Origin of the sequence: Thermosynechococcus sp. QKsg1, from assembly GCF_031586415.1 — a bacterium.
Lineage (GTDB): Bacteria > Cyanobacteriota > Cyanobacteriia > Thermosynechococcales > Thermosynechococcaceae > Thermosynechococcus.
This window is the reverse complement of the sequence record NZ_CP134200.1, coordinates 848,990-868,076: the sequence shown is the minus strand read 5'-3', so window position 1 is coordinate 868,076 and position 19,087 is coordinate 848,990. Positions and strand designations below refer to the sequence as shown.

At 50.8% G+C, this 19,087-nt stretch carries 16 protein-coding genes; 13 read left to right on the top strand and 3 right to left on the bottom strand.

Features of this window, described 5'->3' with window-relative positions; genetic code table 11:
• Window positions 1–6 precede the first annotated feature (6 nt).
• The 5 genes from RHP47_RS04375 (at window position 7) to RHP47_RS04355 (ending at window position 5,901) form a co-directional block, all read left to right on the top strand.
• Window positions 7–2,598, top strand: coding sequence for a TIGR03960 family B12-binding radical SAM protein (locus RHP47_RS04375; protein WP_286649908.1), 2,592 nt, complete (start codon window positions 7–9; stop codon window positions 2,596–2,598).
• Window positions 2,595–3,290 (top strand): N-acetylmannosamine-6-phosphate 2-epimerase, encoded by a 696-nt coding sequence (locus tag RHP47_RS04370; RefSeq protein ID WP_286649907.1) that lies wholly within the window; start codon window positions 2,595–2,597, stop codon window positions 3,288–3,290. Before RHP47_RS04375 ends, RHP47_RS04370 begins: the two co-directional genes overlap by 4 nt.
• A gap of 119 nt (window positions 3,291–3,409) precedes the next feature.
• Complete coding sequence (locus RHP47_RS04365) at window positions 3,410–4,045, top strand: peroxiredoxin (protein WP_149818527.1); 636 nt, start codon at window positions 3,410–3,412, stop codon at window positions 4,043–4,045.
• A gap of 194 nt (window positions 4,046–4,239) precedes the next feature.
• A complete protein-coding gene (locus tag RHP47_RS04360; protein ID WP_310841138.1) occupies window positions 4,240–4,860 on the top strand; it encodes a DUF3153 domain-containing protein in 621 nt (206 codons plus the stop codon).
• Window positions 4,861–4,866: 6 nt separating this feature from the next.
• Window positions 4,867–5,901, top strand: a complete 1,035-nt coding sequence (locus RHP47_RS04355) for an AI-2E family transporter (protein WP_310841137.1) — start codon at window positions 4,867–4,869, stop codon at window positions 5,899–5,901.
• Here RHP47_RS04355 and RHP47_RS04350 read toward each other — a convergent pair.
• Window positions 5,898–6,533 (bottom strand): EcsC family protein, encoded by a 636-nt coding sequence (locus RHP47_RS04350; protein ID WP_149818521.1) that lies wholly within the window; start codon window positions 6,531–6,533, stop codon window positions 5,898–5,900. The two genes, RHP47_RS04355 and RHP47_RS04350, sit on opposite strands and share 4 nt — an antisense overlap.
• A gap of 131 nt (window positions 6,534–6,664) precedes the next feature.
• Between RHP47_RS04350 and RHP47_RS04345 the strand changes: the two genes are divergently transcribed.
• From RHP47_RS04345 to RHP47_RS04315, 7 genes are all read left to right on the top strand, one after another.
• Window positions 6,665–7,324: a transposase gene (locus RHP47_RS04345; RefSeq protein WP_399381529.1), complete on the top strand. Its 660-nt coding sequence runs from the start codon at window positions 6,665–6,667 to the stop codon at window positions 7,322–7,324.
• A gap of 217 nt (window positions 7,325–7,541) precedes the next feature.
• The gene (locus RHP47_RS04340; RefSeq protein ID WP_286626762.1) at window positions 7,542–9,074 is read left to right on the top strand and encodes a protein O-mannosyl-transferase family; all 1,533 of its coding nucleotides are present in this window, start codon (window positions 7,542–7,544) and stop codon (window positions 9,072–9,074) included.
• 75 nt (window positions 9,075–9,149) lie between these two features.
• Window positions 9,150–10,556: a UbiA family prenyltransferase gene (locus RHP47_RS04335; protein WP_310841134.1), complete on the top strand. Its 1,407-nt coding sequence runs from the start codon at window positions 9,150–9,152 to the stop codon at window positions 10,554–10,556.
• On the top strand, window positions 10,553–10,960 hold the full coding sequence (locus RHP47_RS04330; protein WP_149818513.1) for a GtrA family protein: 408 nt from the start codon (window positions 10,553–10,555) through the stop codon (window positions 10,958–10,960). The genes RHP47_RS04335 and RHP47_RS04330 overlap by 4 nt, the downstream gene beginning before the upstream one ends.
• Complete coding sequence (locus RHP47_RS04325; RefSeq protein ID WP_149818511.1) at window positions 10,938–12,296, top strand: FAD-binding oxidoreductase; 1,359 nt, start codon at window positions 10,938–10,940, stop codon at window positions 12,294–12,296. Before RHP47_RS04330 ends, RHP47_RS04325 begins: the two co-directional genes overlap by 23 nt.
• Window positions 12,293–13,027, top strand: coding sequence for an SDR family oxidoreductase (locus tag RHP47_RS04320; RefSeq protein WP_310841132.1), 735 nt, complete (start codon window positions 12,293–12,295; stop codon window positions 13,025–13,027). The genes RHP47_RS04325 and RHP47_RS04320 overlap by 4 nt, the downstream gene beginning before the upstream one ends.
• Before the next feature lie 7 nt (window positions 13,028–13,034).
• A complete protein-coding gene (locus RHP47_RS04315; RefSeq protein ID WP_310841130.1) occupies window positions 13,035–13,811 on the top strand; it encodes an SAM-dependent chlorinase/fluorinase in 777 nt (258 codons plus the stop codon).
• Here RHP47_RS04315 and RHP47_RS04310 read toward each other — a convergent pair.
• On the bottom strand, window positions 13,803–15,050 hold the full coding sequence (locus tag RHP47_RS04310) for a VWA domain-containing protein (RefSeq protein WP_310841128.1): 1,248 nt from the start codon (window positions 15,048–15,050) through the stop codon (window positions 13,803–13,805). The genes RHP47_RS04315 and RHP47_RS04310 overlap by 9 nt on opposite strands.
• 72 nt (window positions 15,051–15,122) lie before the next feature.
• On the bottom strand, window positions 15,123–18,134 hold the full coding sequence (locus RHP47_RS04305) for an SMC family ATPase (protein WP_310841127.1): 3,012 nt from the start codon (window positions 18,132–18,134) through the stop codon (window positions 15,123–15,125).
• A gap of 89 nt (window positions 18,135–18,223) precedes the next feature.
• Here RHP47_RS04305 and RHP47_RS04300 point away from each other — a divergent pair, with 89 nt between their 5' ends.
• On the top strand, window positions 18,224–18,832 hold the full coding sequence (locus RHP47_RS04300) for a Uma2 family endonuclease (protein ID WP_149818501.1): 609 nt from the start codon (window positions 18,224–18,226) through the stop codon (window positions 18,830–18,832).
• Window positions 18,833–19,087: the final 255 nt, after the last annotated feature.

The window sequence follows — 19,087 nt, the reverse complement described above, 5'->3', positions numbered from 1 at the left end:
TGAGTCATGGTTGTTCCGATTACTGAGTTGCTCACCCCAGAGATTCTCAAACCTGCTCGCTATTTGGGCAATGAGCGAGGGGCGGTTCATAAGCCATGGCAGGCCGCAACGGTGCGCTGGGTGCTCAGCTATCCGGAAATCTATGAGGTGGGCGCCTCGAACTTAGGACACATTATTCTCTACAACATTCTCAATGCCGTCCCCGATCAACTGTGCGATCGCGCCTACTTACCCGCAGCGGATTTAGCCGCCAAATTGCGAGTGACCCAAACTCCCCTTTTTGCTGTGGAATCGCGCCGTGCCCTGCGGGAGTTTGACCTCATTGGCTTTAGCCTCAGTTATGAGTTGGGTGCCACGAACATTCTGGAAATGCTCGACTTGGCTGGCTTACCCCTGACTTGGCGAGAACGCCAACAGGCACCCCTAGAAGAGATTCCCCTTATCTTTGCCGGTGGACAGACAGCGACATCAAACCCTGAACCCTACGCTGACTTCTTTGACTTTTTTGCCCTTGGGGATGGCGAGGAACTCTTGCCCGAAATTGGCCTCGTGGTGGCAGAAGGCAAACGAGCCGGCTTGAGTCGGCAGGACTTGCTATTGGATTTGGCACAGGTGCCGGGGGTCTATGTGCCGCAATTTTACGATCGCCAAGGGGATGGCTCTGTTAAACCCAATCGCCCCGATGTGCCTGAGCGCATTTTGCGGCGAGTAGCTACCCCGATGCCCCACTATGCCATTGGCTTGGTGCCCTATGTAGAAACCGTTCACGATCGCTTGACGGTGGAAATTCGCCGGGGCTGTACGCGCGGCTGTCGCTTTTGCCAACCGGGGATGCTCACCCGCCCTGCCCGCGATGTTGCCCCCGATGAGGTGATTGCTGCCATTGAAACGGGGATGCGCGCCACGGGCTACAACGAGTTTTCGCTACTGTCGTTAAGTTGCTCCGACTACTTGGCTTTGCCCGCCGTGGGTGTGGAAATTAAAAACCGCCTGCAAAACGAGAACATCTCCCTCTCACTCCCCAGCCAGCGGGTGGATCGCTTTGATGAAAACATTGCCCATATTGTGGGGGGCACGCGCCAAGGGGGACTGACCTTTGCCCCGGAAGCGGGAACACAGCGGCTACGGGACATTATTAACAAAGGTCTGACCAATGAGGAACTGCTGCGGGGGGTCAAAACTGCCTACGAACAGGGCTGGGATAAGGTCAAGCTCTACTTTATGATTGGCCTGCCGGGGGAAACCGATGCCGATGTGTTAGGCATTGCTGAAACGATCCGTTGGCTGAAGCGAGAATGCTGGATCAAGGGACGCAAACCCCTGAGCTTTAACCTGACCATTTCCAACTTTACCCCCAAGCCCCATACGCCCTTCCAGTGGCACGCGGTCTCCACCAGTGAGTTTCTACGCAAACAGGAGCTACTGAAGGCGGAATTCCGCACGATCAAGGGGCTAAAGGCCAACTTTACCGATGTGCGCATCTCAGCAATGGAAGACTTTGTCGGTCGGGGCGATCGCCAACTGGGGCCAGTGATCCGCCGCGCGTGGGAATTGGGGGCACGGGAAGATTCTTGGTGGGAAAGCCTCGATCGCGCCTATGCCGCTTGGACGCAAGCCATTCAAGAAGCTGGCCTGGACTGGAAATACCGTCAACTGGAAGCGGGTGAGTGGAATGTCTTTAGTGGTGGCAGCCACAACCTCGATGCTCCCCTGCCTTGGGATCACATTGATACGGGCATTAGTAAAACATGGCTGAAGGAAGACTTGCACCGTGCCCTAGAAGCGGTTGTTGTTCCCGATTGTTCCTTTGAGGGCTGCTCCCATTGTGGCGTCTGTGGCATTGACTTTGGCCATAACGTGGTCGTGCCGCCCCCCCCGATTCCGCCCATTCAAGGTCAGCCCCAAGCCCCCCAAGAACGGGTGCAACGTCTGCGCCTCACCTTTGGGAAAACTGGGGAAATGACGCTTCTCAGCCATTTAGATCTACTGCGCCTCTTTGAGCGAGCAGTACGCCGTGCCCATCTACCCATTGCCTTTACGGGGGGATTTCATCCTTCACCCCGCATCTCCACCGCCAGCGCCTTGCCCCTTGGGGTGACCAGTTATGGCGAAATTGTTGATCTGGAATTTTATCGCGAGGTGGATCCGCCAACGGTGCTGGAGCAATTGCGGCAACAACTGCCGGCGGAGGTGCCCCTTTACACCTGGGAAGTGGTGCCCTTAAGTGAACCGGCAGCGAGTCAAGCCCTGCGGGCAGCTACTTATGAACTGCTCATCCGTACCCCTGAACCCGTGGAGCGGGGCACTTGGCAACAGTGGTTAGAGGATTTGCGAGCCACCCCTGAAATTCTCTATGAGCTAACCACCAAGTCAGGGAAAACCCAAGTGGTGAATTTGCGCGATCGCCTGCTGGAGATCCGCCTCAAGGAGCACCAAGACCACTGGCCGATGATGAGCCTGATCTACACGGGGGTCTGTCGCAACGATGGCACATTCCTGCGGCCAGAGCATTGCCTTTACTTGCTGGAGAGGGTGAGTGGTCTGTCCTTGGAACTGGGGGCGATCGCCCGCCAGAAATTGCATTTAGAGACACCATGAACCTAGCAACAGAAATTCGCGGCGGTCTGATTGTCTCCTGCCAAGCACCGCCCGATTCTCCCCTAGCCGTCCCAGAGATTATTGCAGCCATGGCAAAAACCGCTGTTTTACGGGGGGCAGTGGCCGTGCGCATCAATACCCCAGCCCATATTCAGGCGGTGCGCCAAGCGGTAAAGGTGCCCATTATTGGCCTCTGGAAACAGGTGTTGCCCGAGTACCCCGTGTATATTACGCCTCGCTTTGCCGATGCAGTGGCCGTTGCTGCTGCCGGTGCCGATGTGATTGCCCTCGATGCCACAGCGCGATCGCGCCCTGAACCCCTACAGGACTTGATTCAGCGAATTCACGATGAACTGGGCAAGCCCGTCATGGCCGACATTGACTCCCTTGCAAGTGCTGAAGCGGCGGTTGCTGCCGGTGCTGATTGGGTGGGCACGACCCTCTTTGGTTACACCGAAACCACGGCGCATACCCCACCCCCCAGTTGGGCGCTCCTGAGTCAGCTTGTTGAGCACCTCAATGTCCCTATTCTCTGTGAAGGGGGGATTGCCAGTTCCACAATGGCTGCAAAAGCCTTGAATTTGGGCGCTTGGGCAGTGGTCGTGGGCACGGATATTACGGGTATTGACCTCAAGGTGCAGCAGTATGTCCAGACCCTAAAGGCAACGACGATTGAAAATTCTCAACCCTAAATCCTATCCAATTCTATCGGTTTGTATATTTTCCTCTATATTCCGACCGATAAACGAGAGTTTGTGGCAAGATAGAATCCGTAGCTAAAGATACATCGTTAGCCTAGGAGCCACCATCTATGAGCCTAAAACTTGGGGATGTCGTACCCAACTTTACCCAAGCGTCTTCCATGGGGGAAATCAACTTCTATGAGTGGGCAGGGGATAGCTGGGTTGTATTGTTTTCCCACCCAGCGGATTACACCCCCGTTTGTACGACAGAACTGGGCGAAGTGGCGCGGTTACGCTCAGAATTTGAGAAGCGCAATGTCAAAACCTTGGCCTTGAGTGTGGATAGTGTGGAGTCCCACCTCGGCTGGATCAAAGACATTGAAGAAGTCAACAACGTCAAGGTGGATTACCCGATTTTGGCAGACGAAGATAAAAAAGTCTCCAACCTCTACGACATGATCCACCCCAACTCCCTCAACAACCTGACGGTGCGCACAGTCTTTATCATTGACCCCCAAAAACGCCTGCGCTTGACCTTGACCTATCCCGCGAGCACGGGGCGTAACTTTGCTGAGATTCTGCGGGTGATTGATTCGCTGCAACTGACGGACAACTACAGTGTGGCCACCCCCGTCAACTGGCAAGAGGGTCAAGAGTGCGTGATTGTGCCTTCCCTCAGCGATGAAGAGGCGAAGCAGAAGTTTCCCAAGGGCTTCAATGCTGTTAAGCCCTATCTGCGGTTGACACCTCAACCCAACAAATAGCCTAGATTAGCCTAGACAAGTTATGGCGACACCCTGAGCTGTTCGGGGTGTTTTTTTGTGCCTTGGCAGCATCCCAAGATAGGATAATCTTGCACAGCAAAACCAAGGAAAGGAATAGAGGCGGAATGCAGCGCTGGATACTTTGGCTCTTGATACCCCTTGTGGTCTGTTTGAGTGGATGCGTCCAAGCAGATATGGTCATCCAGCATCAGGGACAAACTGGGGGGAGCCTAACCTACACGCTGACGCTGCCCCAACCCGATCTCCCTTTTACAGAACAGGTGATTCAGCAGGCGCGCCGCTTGGGGGGAGTGGTCAAGGAACGCGATAAAACCCATCTTCAGCTGACGATTCCCTTTGACACCAGCCAGCAATTGGCCACTGTCCTCAACCGCATCGGTGGTGTGCCCTATCTTCCCCAAGTCACTGCTGAGGCGGAGATTTTTGACCAGAACTGGTTGCTCTTTGTACGGGAGCGCTTTCGCTATGACATTGATCTGCGCCCCTTGGGCATTGAGTCCCGTGATCAAGCTGTTTTGGTGGCACCGCAGTCGCTCCTGAAGTTTCAGCTTGCCCTAGAAACCCCTTGGGGGGCACGCCCAATTGAGCGCCCAGCCACTACTGCTGATACCGTGGTCAATCCTCATGTTCAGCAAAGGGGCGATCGCCTGACTTGGACATTGATGCCCGGTTATCTGAATCACCTAGAGGCAGCCTATTGGTATCCGAGTCCCTTGGGTTGGGGCACACTGGCGATCGTGGGCTTGCTGGTGCTGGGCAATTGGTTACGCACTCGCCTGCATCCTTCAACCTAGGTTTTCATGAAAGGGGATGGGCTACCAAGGAGTTGGCAACGGTATCTTGCCTATTTAATAGCGGGACCTTTGATTGTCCTCAATCTCTGGGTGGCGGAGCAGGTTTACCTTTACTTTGAATATCCGATTAATCTCCTTGTCATTGCCGCCATCTTGGCTTTTTTGCTCAATCAAGTGGTGATTCGCCTCTGTGCTCGTGGTTTGCGGCGGCGGAATGCGATCGCCCTTGTGTTACTGATTACTCTTTTAGTGGTCAGTGTCTTGATGCTGTTGCTGCTCCCCCTTGCTATTCAACAGGCGGAAGAACTCCTGAATCAACTGCCAGAGTTGGCGGATACCAGCAATCAAAATTTGCGCCATCTGGATCAACTACTGCGCCGCTACCGCTTTCCCGTGGGGGTGAATGACTTGATGGAAGAGCTGACGATCCAGCTCAAAGGGATTGCCGCCATGTTACCCGGTGTAGCGATTACAACCCTAACTAAATTTGTTGATGTGCTCCTCGTGCTAATCCTAACGGTGTATATGCTCTTTTATGGCAGTGAAATTTGGCGCGGAATCATGAAACTGGTACCCAAGCCTTGGCGACAGATGGTGGATTACTCGCTGCGGCTGAATATTCGCAGTTTTTTCTCAGCACAGCTTTTTCTGGGGTTGTTTATGTTTCTTGCCCTGATTCCCTTTATGATCGCCTTCAAGGTCAATTTTGGCTTTCTCTTTGCCCTGATCATTGGTATTGCCCAGCTCATCCCTGTGGTGGGGGCGACCTTGGGCATTGGTTTAGTGACACTGCTCATCCTCTTTCAGGATGCGTGGCTGGCTTTGAATATTTTCGTGATTGCTGTGGTCTTGCAACAAATTAAGGATAACGTGCTTACCCCAAAGTTACTGGGGGACTTGATGGGCCTGAATCCCCTCTGGCAGTTTATTGCTCTGCTCATTGGCGGACGGGTGGCAGGTTTTTTGGGAATTTTGCTGGCCATTCCCCTAGCCGCAACGCTGAAAACCGTCCTAGAGTCTGAGCCTGTCGAAGACACCTAACTAGGCGATCGAAACGTTTTGATCACCGTACAAACCCCATGACCGCAAATGTTCATCATGACGGCATTCGTCGCCCCGCCAATCACGCCACTCACAAGGGGAACGGCCCGCGCAGGTAGGGTGAGACTTTTGCTCGAGGCTTTGCCAAAAATCTGCCGCAAAAGGGGAGGCGGCAGCTGCCTGAAGACTGCCATCAGCACTTGGGATAAATTTTTTTGCGCCGCCCGCCGGCCAAAGGTCTTGAAGATTTGCCGACAAAATTGGGTACCGAAGTGGTTTGCAAGTTCAGCGGCAGTAAACCCCAAGGCAGTGGGAATCAGCATCATCAGCACATTTTTGTTTTCGGGATCTAAGCCATAGATGATGAACAGCGCCGCTGCCAGCTTGATTTGGGCATAGTAAAAGTAGCCAATGTCGAGGGGCATGCCAGCCCAGCCCATGACGCCAGTGGCGACTCCAGAACCCACTGACCAGAGGGTGGCTTCATAAATTGCGTGGTTGGCCATGCGATCGCGATCGCCACCCCAGTGGGGATCACGAAGAAACTCGTATCCCCATTCTCGACCATCCTGAATAGCAAGAAGCATGAGGTTGAGCAGCCAATCGGGTATAGACGCTGACGCTGTGGCCATAGGCTTAAGAAATAATTGTCAACTTAAGGGATGGCGTTGGCACAGAAGTGTTGAAAGATAGTTTGAGAGGCTAGAAAAAAGGGAAGAAATGTCATATTCTTCCCTTAAAAAAGAAAAACAGTCAACTTACTATGGCATCTTTTGCAACTCTTGTCAAGTCCATTCTCAATCAGCTCAGCTCCTGTGACTACCCCGTGCTGAACTCTCAATTGTTCTTCAAAATCTGGTTGACCTACGTTCTCGACCAAGGGTTAACCAGTATGAGAGCCTTATTTTATCGCTTGAATCATGCAGGGATTACAAATGCTGTTGTAATCATGGATAGAGGGTTTGCGAGCTGGCAATTTTTAGAGCGACTGAGTGAGAGGAAGTGCTCATTTGTTGTACGTATCAAGAATAACATGAGAATGAAGCTCAATCATGAGAGATATCGCGTGGTTCAATTTTTTGACGAGAATCAAAGGGAGTTTCGTATAGCGACAAATCTAAAGGAGCTAAGTGATGAGGAAGTGAGTGAGTTATATCGGCAGCGGTGGGCGATTGAGAACCTATGGAAATTTCTGAAGATGCATTTATCATTAGACAAGTTGATTACAAAGAGTTTGAACGGCGTGGTAAATCAGATTTATATGGTTTTAATTGCCTATTTAATTTTAGAGCTAGTGGAGATACCTGAATACTTTGGGAAGAAGCTATTAGACAAATTGCGATATTTGCAACTGGAACTCAGTCGTCGCTGCTCGATAGTGCATTGGAGCTTTGATTGGCAGCCAGAGCTACTGGTCACTTAAAATGTTAAGTTTTGTTGCAGGATTCAACACTTCTGACCAAGTTCCTGTAGTATGTTTGTGACTGAGGTCTCCTCACGAAGGATCACAGAATTCTTGGGAAAAGTAGTGCTAATCACAGGCTTTTGTGTTTTGTGTTAAGATGTTAAAATATACACGGATTTTGTATGGTCACAGTAGTTTTCAGTAACAATTCTGATATTTTAATTATTCTGAGGATATGCGCCGCTCTATCAATTCAACCTCATATAATAGCTTAATTACTCCTTCAATTACCTTTTTAGTTGGTTTAATAATTTATACACTAACACTTGCGCCTACAATATCATGGGGTGATAGTGCCGATCTTGCTCTCAGAATGCTTAGTACACAAGATACAACTTTCATAGGTAGTCATCGAGAGTATAAGTTATTCCTTTCAATAGGCCAATTTTTCCAAGCAATTCCTTTTGGTGATGTCGGTGCTAGGGCTAATTTTGTTTCGGCTTTCTTTGGTGCAGTAACCGTAGCCTTGGTAACATGGATAGTACAAGTAATTACCCTTAATAGAACTGCCTCTGTTCTTGCAGGTACTAGCCTCATTGTATCTCACAGTTTTTGGCTGCTGTCAGTCATTGCTGAAGTTTATACTTTTAGTACTACATTAGCTTTTGCAACTCTTGGCAGCATAGTCTATTGGAGTCGCTACAATGCACACCACTCGAAATACTTTTTGTTACTCTCCTATGGTTTAGCAGGATTTAGTTTACTTCATCTGCCAACTGGCTTAATTCTTCTAGTAGCTATCGTTTCCTTAACATTCATTCGATGGAGGCAGACTAATCTAGCTAATTTTGCTATTTGTCTAGCTATCTTCTTTCTAGTTTCTCATACATACTGGAACAATGTTTTCTTGGAATTACTTTCAGGTCAAAGTATTTTCAAGGCACTTGGATTGGTCATGACTCAAAATTCATTTTATGAAGTTTCGCCTTTACGTGAATTTTTTAAATTTTTTGCTTATCTGGCATATAATTACTTTGGTCTCTCTATTTTAATTGGCTCAGTTGGAGTCGTTGCTTCTATTTGGTTTCGTGTGTTTGAGGCATTACCTATTATCATTTGGGGCGGAACATTCATATATGCAGGGTCGATAAGTTCTATTCCTGATAAATTCAATGTTTATATTCATGTCTATCCAGCATTTTCGGTTTTTGTTGGTTTGGGGATTGCCTATCTTACACATCTATATCCTTTCTTTCGTAGGAATATTATTTTACTGTTTTTAGCAATTGCATTAATTCCCCCAATCACATATTTTTCCGCAGTTAAATTTAGTGAAATTACGAAAATAGATATAGTTGGAGCAAGAGTAGCACCATTGCGAGATAATAATTGGTACTTCTTATGGCCACCTAAAAATGGAGACTACTCACCTAGACTATTTGCTGAAACGGCTTTAAGTAATGTATCCAAAGATGGTATTTTGATAGCAGATTATACACTGTGGAGACCTTTACTATTTATTCAGACCATTGATAAGTATAGGACAGATGTTCGATTAATTTTTGTAGAAAGACTGTTTTCGGAGGGAGTTGTAAATTGGATTGATCGCAATATTGATGATAATCAGATATTTATTGCAGCAATTGAACCACCTGCTTATTATCAGTTAGATGAAGTGATCAAAAAATATCAACTTGAGCAAAAAGGAATTATTTATCAAATTATTCCAAAATTAAACTCATCTAGCTCACTGAGTAATCACCCATGACCTTAAATCGCTGTGACAATAGAGTTCTATCTATCCCATTTTTTACTTCCGCCTTTCTATTTCTGGCATGAATAGATGATTTACCTTGCAGTTGATTTAGATAAAACACTACTGAAAACAGATGTTCTGCTGGAATTAATCTGGTCGTCTTTTAGTCAGTCTCTAATTCAATTATTCAAAACAAGAAGTTTTAATCGCGCCCAGATCAAAAGAAAATTAGCCACTCTCTCTAAAATAGAGGTTACATCACTACCCTATAATTCAGAAGTTATTCAGTATATCCAAGCTTGGAAAGCAAGGGGGGGTAAGGTTGCTCTCGTCACTGCCACTGATCAACTCATTGCTGATAAGATTGCTGCCCATTTAGGGCTTTTTGACGAGGTTTATGGGTCTGATGGCCAGCTTAATTTGAAGGGAGAGCATAAGGCAAGGTTCATTATAGAGCGTTTTGGTGAGAAAAACTTTATCTACATGGGGGACTCTGAGGCTGATTTGCCTGTGTGGGCAGTTGCGGCCAAAGCAATGACGGTCAATGCGTCTCCTCGGCTACGCAAAAAAGTCGAGCAAATTAATCCCAATGTGGAACATCTCGGCAGCGCAAAACGAAGTATTAAGCCCTACCTGAAAGAAATCCGCCCCCATCAGTGGGTGAAAAATAGTTTGGTCTTTGTGCCTATGCTCGCGGCACATCAATTTGATTTACCAACCTTTTGGATTTCGCTGTTGGCAGTGGTTGCCTTTAATTTCACGGCTTCTAGTGTCTATGTCTTAAATGATCTTTTGGATTTGCAGGCCGATCGCGCCCATCCCCGCAAGCGTCATCGCCCCTTTGCCGCTGGAGATATTCCCCTCTGTCATGGCATCTGGATGATTTTGGTGCTTTTAGAACTGGGAATGGCGATCGCCACCACTATCAGTTGGCCATTTCTGGGCATTCTGCTGGCCTATTATGGTCTCACAACTGCCTACTCCTTTTACCTAAAGCGACGGATTATTGTTGACATTTGCACCCTCGCTGGTCTCTATACCCTTCGCATCTTTGCGGGTGCGGTTGCCACAGGAATTTCCCTCAGTGTCTGGCTTTTGGCCTTCTCCATCTTTTTCTTCTTTTGCCTAGCAACAGTCAAGCGGCAAGCAGAACTGGTGGATCATCGTCACCGCAAACAACTCAAGACCAGTGGTCGGAGCTATCATATTGACGATTTGCCGATTATTAGCATGATGGCCATTGGGGCGGGTTATGTCTCAATTTTGGTGCTGGCACTCTATATCAACTCTCCCCAAGTGCAGCTTCTTTACACAAGACCACAGGTGCTCTGGGGTATTTGCTGTGTGCTGCTATATTGGATTACCCGCACCATCCTGCTGACCCATCGCGGGTTGATGCACTATGATCCAATTGTTTATGCAATTAAAGATCGCCAAAGTCAAATTTGTTTCTTGATCTGCCTAGTTCTCTTTATTCTTGGTGGGATTCTATGAGTTTGCAAACTCTGATTATTCGCTATACAGTTTTTGCGGTTATTGCCACCTTTATGAATTTATTTTTTCAAAGAGTGATATTACTCATTGATAATAGTTTCCCTTATTTTATAACCGCAGTGGCAGTGGGTACCCTCGTGGGTTTGGTAGTGAAATACTATCTGGATAAGCGCTGGATTTTTTTTGATCATAAAAAGGGTGTGCATCACTATAGCCGTCAATTTAGTCTGTATGCTTCGATGGGGATTTTCACAACGGCCATCTTTTGGGGATTTGAAACTGTCTTTTGGTTGATTTGGCACAGCCATTTCATGCGCGAAATTGGCGCCATTATTGGTCTAGCCATTGGCTATGTGGTCAAGTATCACTTGGATAAGCGATATGTCTTCTCCCATGACGCCTAGGGGTTCTCTTAAAACGCTCTGCGGCTGGGGGCGGTATCCTGTGCAGACCTGTCATGTCTATTGCCCGCGCTCAGAATCCGAAATTCTCCAGCTTCTCAAGAGGGATTTGCCGCTCATTGCCCGAGGAAATGGCCGTGCCTACGGCGATAGCGCCCTCAATGGGGAAGCAACGCTGCAAATGCGCCACTTCAATCGCCTATTGGGGTTTAATCCGCACACGGGTCAATTGATTGCTGAGGCGGGGGTGCTGCTGGCGGAGATTCTCGAGATTTTTGTGCCTCGCGGTTGGTTTCCCTTGATTACCCCCGGTACAAAGTTTGTCACTGTGGGGGGCATGATTGCGGCTGATGTTCATGGCAAGAATCACCACAAAGAGGGCAGTTTTGTTCAGAGTTTGGACTGGCTGGATCTCCTCACCAGTGAGGGGCAAATTTATCGCTGCTCCCCTTCCGAAAATCAGGATTTGTTTTACTGGACGGTGGGGGGAATGGGCTTGACGGGGGTGATCCTCAGAGCCGCCTTTCGCTTGCGCCCCATTGAAACCGCGTGGATTCGCCAAACGACCCGCATCGCCAAGCATTTAGACGAGGTCATTGATCTCTTTGAGGCGGCTCAGGACGTGACCTACTCCGTGGCTTGGATTGATTGTCTGGCGACTGGTTCGCAGTTAGGACGGTCTGTGCTCATACTGGGCGAACATGCCACACGGGAGGAGTTGCCAGCCAAATATCGCCAAAGGCCACTGCGGACTCCGCAACGACGCAAACTCTCGATTCCCGTGGATTTTCCCAATGGTGCCTTGAATCCCTTGACGGTTCGCGCTTTTAATCAACTGTATTTTCTCAATCAGCAACGGCAAGCCAGCCAGTCCTTCGTGGATTGGGATCGCTTCTTCTATCCCCTTGATAGCTTATTGGGATGGAATCGCATCTATGGGCGGCGCGGTTTTGTCCAGTTCCAATGTGTCTTGCCCCTGAGCACTGCCCGTGAAGGTTTATCGGCGTTACTGCATTGCACGTCAGCCGCAGGAGCGGGATCCTTTCTGGCGGTCTTGAAGAAGTTGGGGGATCAACAGGGTTATTTTTCATTTCCCATGGCGGGTTATACCTTGGCCTTGGACTTTCCGATGTCGCAACGCACCCTCAAGGTTTTGGATCAACTGGAGGAGATCACCCTACACTATGGGGGTCGCTTTTACCTTGCCAAGGATAGCCATTTGACGCCAATGCGCCTGCGCCAGTCCGATGCTCGGGTAGAAACGTTTGTCAAGGTCAGGGATGCCCAACAGTGGACGGTGAACTTTGCTTCGGAACAGTCAAAGAGGTTACATCTATGAGGGCGCCTGTGCTGATTTTGGGGGCAACTTCCGATATGGGGCGGGCGATCGCCCAGCGGTTTGCAGCTCAGGGCTATCCGATTCAATTGGCGGCACGACAGGTGAGTCGCCTAGAGCCAGATAAAGCAGATCTGGAAATACGCTACGGCGTGGCCGTCAGTGTCCATGAATTTGATGTTTTAGCGGTGGAGACCCATGCAAGTTTTATCCAGCAACTCCCGGAGCAACCCGCGATCGTGATCTGCGTTGTTGGTTTCATGCCAGAACAAAAGGCATGTGAGCAAGATTTATCCCTTACCCTTGAAGTGATGCGCACCAATTATGAGGGGCCAGTCGTTATTTTGAGTCTCTTTGCCAATATGTTTGAGCAGCGGGGGTTTGGGACGTTAGTGGGGATTTCCTCTGTGGCCGGGGAACGGGGGCGGGCAAAGAATTACTGCTATGGCTCTGCCAAGGCGGGGTTTACAGCCTTTTTGTCGGGGTTGCGGCAGCGCTTGGCCAAATCGGGGGTTCGGGTCTTAACGGTTTTGCCGGGCTATGTGAAGACACGGATGACCGAAGGCATGAGGTTGCCCCCCCTACTCACTGCTCAGCCGCAGGAAGTGGCCAATGCGATCTTCACAGCCATAGAAAAAAAGAAAGATGTGATCTATGTGCGACCCATTTGGCGCTGGATCATGGTGATCATTCGTTGGATTCCTGAACCCTTGTTTAAGCGACTGTCTCTGTGAACTGCCTATGGCTCGCTGCATTACCCTGCTGACGGATTTTGGCCATCAGGATGTTTATGTGGGGGTGATGAAGGGGGTGATTTTAAGTATTGATCCCCAAGCCCAAGTGATTGATCTGTGCCATGAAATTCCACCGCAGGATTGTCGCACGGCCAGTTTTCAACTGCTGCAAGCGGTGCCCTATTTTCCCCCGCAAACGGTGCATGTCGTGGTGGTGGATCCGGGGGTGGGAACCCGTCGGCGGGCGATCGCCCTTGATCTGGGGGTTGGCTATTGTGTGGGACCCGATAATGGGGTCTTTAGTCTAGTGGGCGATCGCTATCCTCCTCAGCGAGTGGTTGAACTCACCCAGCCGCAGTTTTGGCGTACCCCCAACCCCAGTGCTACCTTCCATGGGCGGGATATTTTTGCCCCCGTGGCCGCCCATTTAGCTGCAGGAACCGATTTGGCGCGCCTTGGCTCTGCCATTGAGCCAGATAGTTTGGTGCGCTTGCCCCATCTCACCTATGAGATTACCCCCCAAGGCATCCAAGGTTGGATTCAAGCCATTGATCACTTTGGGAATGTGATCACCACACTCCCTGCGGCGCTTTTAGCCAAGGACTACCACCACATTCAGATTCAGGGACAGCAGATTCCCCTCGTCCACACCTATGGCGATGTTCCACCTCAACATCTGATGGCATTAGTAGGCAGTCATGGGTTTATTGAGCTAGCGGTGAATGGTGGCAATGCCCAGTCGCTCTTAGGCTGCCAGAATGGCGATGCTGTGTGGCTAGTTTGAGGGGGGATTGCTCAGGACTGTTTTTGAGGCAATGCGGGTGCGCTTGAGGGCGGCTTCACTGAGGGTAGATTGTTGCTGTAGCTCTTGAGCCGAGGCTTCAAGGACTTTTGCTGCTTCCGTATCTCCCATTTGCAGAGCCGTTTTGGCAGCACTTTGCAAAAAGGTGGCAGCGCCCGCGGTATCTCCCGCTTGCAGCTTTGTTTCTGCCAACTGGGTTTTGCGGTATTTTTCGAGGGTGAGTATACTCTGCTGTACTTCTGGATCCACTTGGGCGATGTGATCGGGTTCTGCCGTGAGTGTGAGGGGAATTTTTTCAGAGAAAAGACCCGTGGCCTGCTGCACGGGGTCATTGTAGCGGACTTGGACAAAACCAATCAGGTGAGAGCCTGGGGGCAAGGGTTGGGTACTCAGGGTGATCAAGAGTGTGCGTTTGACGGTAGCGGAAACATCGCCAACCCGAATCACATACTCGTGGGGGGTGGGGCTGTCGTAGGTGAGTTCAATCGTATCGGGAGCCACTTGGTTGACTGGTTTGAAGTTCCCTAGTTGTGCCGCCTCACTCAGGGTCAATAGGACATAGGCATTGGTGTAGTCCACGCTGCTAATGTGGCTAAAGAGTGCTTGAAAACAGGCGATCGCCTGCTCCGCATATTCAATAAAGACTAAACGCCCTGCTGCCGCATCAGCAATCTGCTCAAGGACATCCTGATTCCAGTGAACGCCGAACCCCAAGGTATTAAACGTAATGTTGTACTCTGCTGCCAGCTTGGCCAGTTCAAGGCAGCGTTGGTTATCGCCGTGTTCATTCTCCCCATCGGTGAGCAAAAAGGCTTGGGAGATGGTTCCCTGTTTGGCTTTGGCCAACTCTGTCAGAGCCAGTTTCATCCCCAGATCAATGGCAGTGCCACCACTTGGCTCAAGGGTTGCAATTTGCTCCTTGATTGCGGTTTTATCCTGCACAAATTGATTGGGCACTAACACCTGAGCTTTGTGATCAAAGGCCACGACACTTAGGCGATCGCTCGGCAGTAACCGATCCACCAAGGACTGCGCGGCTCGCTTGACCGTTGCCAAAGGTTGTCCGGCCATTGAGCCACTGTGATCCAAAATCAGGCAGAGATTGAGGGGAGCACGCTGTTGTTGCCGCTGTGCCGCTAACGTTAGTTCCAGTTGGCGCTGTGCCCCCTGTCCGGCACTGACAATGGGATCGCTGAGTTTGGCAATAAGTTCAACCGTCATTGGCAAAGTGTGCTGTTGCTGACCCTACTCTACCATTTTGCCGATATTGTGCCGCAAGCTGCTACCCCTGTCCTAGGTAATGATGCTGAGTTGGGAGGCTCCCCCTATTTTGGTGACTTCGATGCGGGTTTGAAAAGCTTCTTTGAGGGCAGGCACATGGGTAATGGCGAGGATGCAGTGAAATTCAGGGGCGATCGCGTTCAAGGCGGCAATCAGCCGTTCACAGCCCTGGGCATCTTGGGTTCCAAACCCCTCATCAATAATGAGAAACTGGACATCACTGCCGGAGCGCTGCGCCAACAATCGCGCCAAGGCTAAACGCAACGCAAAATTGATGCGAAAGGCTTCACCCCCAGAATAACTTTCGTAAGGTCGAGTCCCTTGGCAATCGGCAATGAGAATATCGAGGGTCTCAATGGGCTTAGTATCAGCGCCACTGCGCCGCCGACTGCGTTGGGTAATGAACTGCACATGGAGTTGATGGTTACTCAGGCGGCCTAGGATATGGTTGGTTTCTGCCTCCAGATGGGGCAAGACCGTTTCAATGAGCATGGCAGGAATGCCATTTTTGCCTAGGGCTTGGGCTAGTTCGCAGTAGAGGCGGTATTGATAGCGGAGGTGGGCAAGGGTTTGCTGTCCCTGTTCGTATTCTTGGGCTAGGCGATGGAGTTGCTCTAATTCAGCGCTGAGTTTGCCATGCTGGGCAAGGTTAGCTTCGAGGGTCTGCTGCTGCTTCAGGAGTTCCTGTTGACATTGGTTCAGCTCGGCGGCAAGGCGGCTGGCGGCGCGTGCAGTGTCCTCAAGGGTAGCAAGTTTGTCAGTAATGCGTTGCAGTTGTTCCCGTTGTTGGTGCAGCGTTTCCTCTAGGTGCTGGAGGTCTTGGCGGAGTTGGGATTGGCGCGATCGCCCCCGTTGCAGGGTCTGATAGGCCTCACAGTTCGGTTCTAATGCCGCCAGTTGTGCCTGAATTTGGGCATGCTGCTCAGGATCGTAGGCTAAGGCCGCCAACTGCTGATCAATGGTGGCCAAGGTTTGTGCCAAGGGGGAGAGGGTTTCAAGGGCATTGAGTTGGCGTTGCAGTTCTTCCTGTTGTGCCACTAGGGCCGGCAGTTGTTGCTGAATTTGGCGGTATTGCCGCTGCGCTTGGCGGAGTTCCTGTTCCTTGGCTTCGGCCCAACGCCATTTTTCCACTTGCCCGCGGGCGATCGCTAAATTTTTCTCGTCATAGTTGAGGCGCTTCAGTTCCGCCTCAATCGATTGTAGTTCCCCAAGGGTTTCCTGATGGCCGTTCCTCAGCTGCCGCTCAATCTGCTGAATTTCTGCAGCCAAGCGATTCAACTGAGGTTCCAAATCCTGTGTGCTCTGGAGTTGTTGCTGGAGTTGCCCCCGCTGCTCAAAGAGTTGCGTCAGTTGGGAAATCTCATGGGCAACCGTTGCATATTCCCGCCGCAGGACCTGAATTTCGCGCTCTGTGACTGCCAGCTGCTCGCGGATTACCCACACCTGATTGAGCAGTTCCTGTTTTTCAGCGACATGGCGCTGCAGGACAGCCTGGTAGTGCTCGGCATCGAGGGGACGTTGACACAGGGGACAGATGGCTCCCGGTTGATGGAGCAGTTCTAGGCGCTGGTTCAGTTGATGAATCTGCCGCTCGTATTCCCGCTGGCGGGCTTGCAGTTGCTCTAGGAAGCGGCGGCGCTCTAGTCCCTTTTCCCGCACATGGTCTTGATAAACCCGTTGTTTTTCAAGGGTTTCAATCTGTGTTGTAATCAGTATCACCGCCTCTTGGAGAGCAGGTTGTCGTTCCACCTGTTGGTGGAGATGCTGCCACAGCTGCTGCAATTCATCGCGCCGGCTGCGGAGGCGTTGCTCCTGCTGTTGCCGTTCCAGTTCAAGGCGCTGTTTGGCTTGCAGAAGGGGAAAGACTTTTTGTTGAAGCTCTTCCTGTGCTTGGAGCTGAGCGCGCGATCGCTGTAACTGCTCAAGGGCAGCGACAATCTGATTTTCTTGCTTGAGGAGCTTTTCCAACTGCTGGCATTGTTCCAGAAGAAATTGCTGCTGGCTCTCCAATCCATGCAGGATGCGCAGAAGGTCTTGGCGCTGCTGGTCGAGGTTCTGCTGCTGGCGATCGCGCTCTTGGCGCAGCCGTTGATAGTCAGCAAAACACTGCTGCAATTGCGCTTCAGCGGTTTTCAGGCGCTGCCATTGGCTAACGGCGGCTTCCAAGAGGGGGGCACGGGCTTCTAGATCCGCAATCGCGGCCTGTTCTTGGCGGAGCGTCTGGCACTGCTGCTCGAGATGGGCGATTGTTGTCCCGAGGGTGTCTCGCTGCTGTTGCAGGTGTTCATAGTCCCGCTGTTGCAGTTGATGGACGTGGTAGGCGGCCTGTTGCTCTTGGAGCCGTTGTTGACACTGCTCGACTTGCTGCCGTTGCTGTTGAATCTGCTGGCTCACCGCTGCCTGTTGGGCGCGTAACTGCGGTTCTTGGGCGAGTTGCTCCCCTAGGCTCTGGAGGCGTTGTTCCAGAACGCTGATTTGGGCTTTGTAGTCACGGGCGCGATCGCGAGCCGCTTCCGCAAGGGTCTCGTATTGATCCAAGCCTAAAAGGGTGGCCAAGAGTTGCTTGCGTTCACTGGGGCGTTTGGCCATAAATTCATCGGCACGGCCTTGGCGCAGATAGGCACTGTTGACGAACGTGGCGTAGTCAAGGCGCAGAATTTGAATGATTTTTTCCTGTGTTGCTCGTAGCGATCGCCCCGTTAGCGAGGTATAGCCCGCTGCTGTTTGAATCTGCAACTCTAAAACCGTATGTTGCTCGCGTCGCCGCAACCGTACCACCCGATAGGTCTGCCCCTGAACGCTAAACTCAAACGTCACTTGGGCTTCCATTTCGCCGTAGTAGATCACATCATCCTCACGGCTAGCGCGGCTTTGCCCCCAGAGTGCCCAGGCGATCGCCTCAAGAAGCGAGGACTTGCCCGCCCCATTGGCACCACAAATACAGGCCAGATGTAACCCCGCAAAGGGAAGAATGGCCTGGCGATAGCTGAGGAAATTGCGCAATACCAGTTGACGTGGAATCATAGGGCACCACACCCTTGATGTTTCCACAGTTTAGGGCATTCTCTAGCGAAGAATGCGTCACTTCTGAGACTCTGCCTAAAATTAAGATCATGATCATCACCACTTGCCAACCCACTCCAACCCCCCAACCAGTGCGATTTACGGTGCAGGACTATCACCGTTTATTGGAACTTGGGTTTCTGAGGGAAGATGACCACATTGAGCTAATTCGGGGGGAATTGGTGCGAATGGCGGCCAAGGGAACAGCGCACGAAAGCTGTCTGCGGCGATTGTTGCGAATTTTACCGAAGATTGTGGGCGATCGCGCCACGCTTCAGTGCCAGTCGCCGATTACGATTGCCCTTGACGGTGAGCCAGAACCCGATGTGGCGATCGTTAAAAACCAAGAAGATGACTATGCCTCAGCCCATCCCACACCTGCGGACACGCTCCTTGTGATAGAAGTGGCGGATTCATCCCTAGAGTACGATCGCACAGTGAAACTATCGCTTTATGCTGAAGCCAAGATTCCCCATTACTGGCTGTTCAATGTCAGCGATCGCACACTGGAAGTCTATAGCGAACCTGCTGAAATTACCCCGCGGCAGTTTGGCTACCTCAGCAAGAGAATTATTCCGACCAGTGGCGTTGTGCAATTGCCGCAGTTCCCCGAACAAGTGCTTGAGCTTGCTTCTATTTTCCCAAATAGTTCACAATGATCAGCAGGCCAATTCGGGTTTGACACTCTTGGGCTTTGCCACCTCACACTGAAGCGACTGTTGTGAGCGTATTCAATTCTTGCAAAAAGTGCCGTAAGTTTGATTGGCGTCATTTTCTGAAGGATAGAGCATCTACCGCCCTTGTCTTAAATAAGGGATACATAAACGCTGATAGAAATCTCTTCCGTCGTGGCTTTTGTAGTGTTTGAGTCTGCGCGATACCTGTGAAAAGGGCTGTAAAAGAGGTGGCGTACT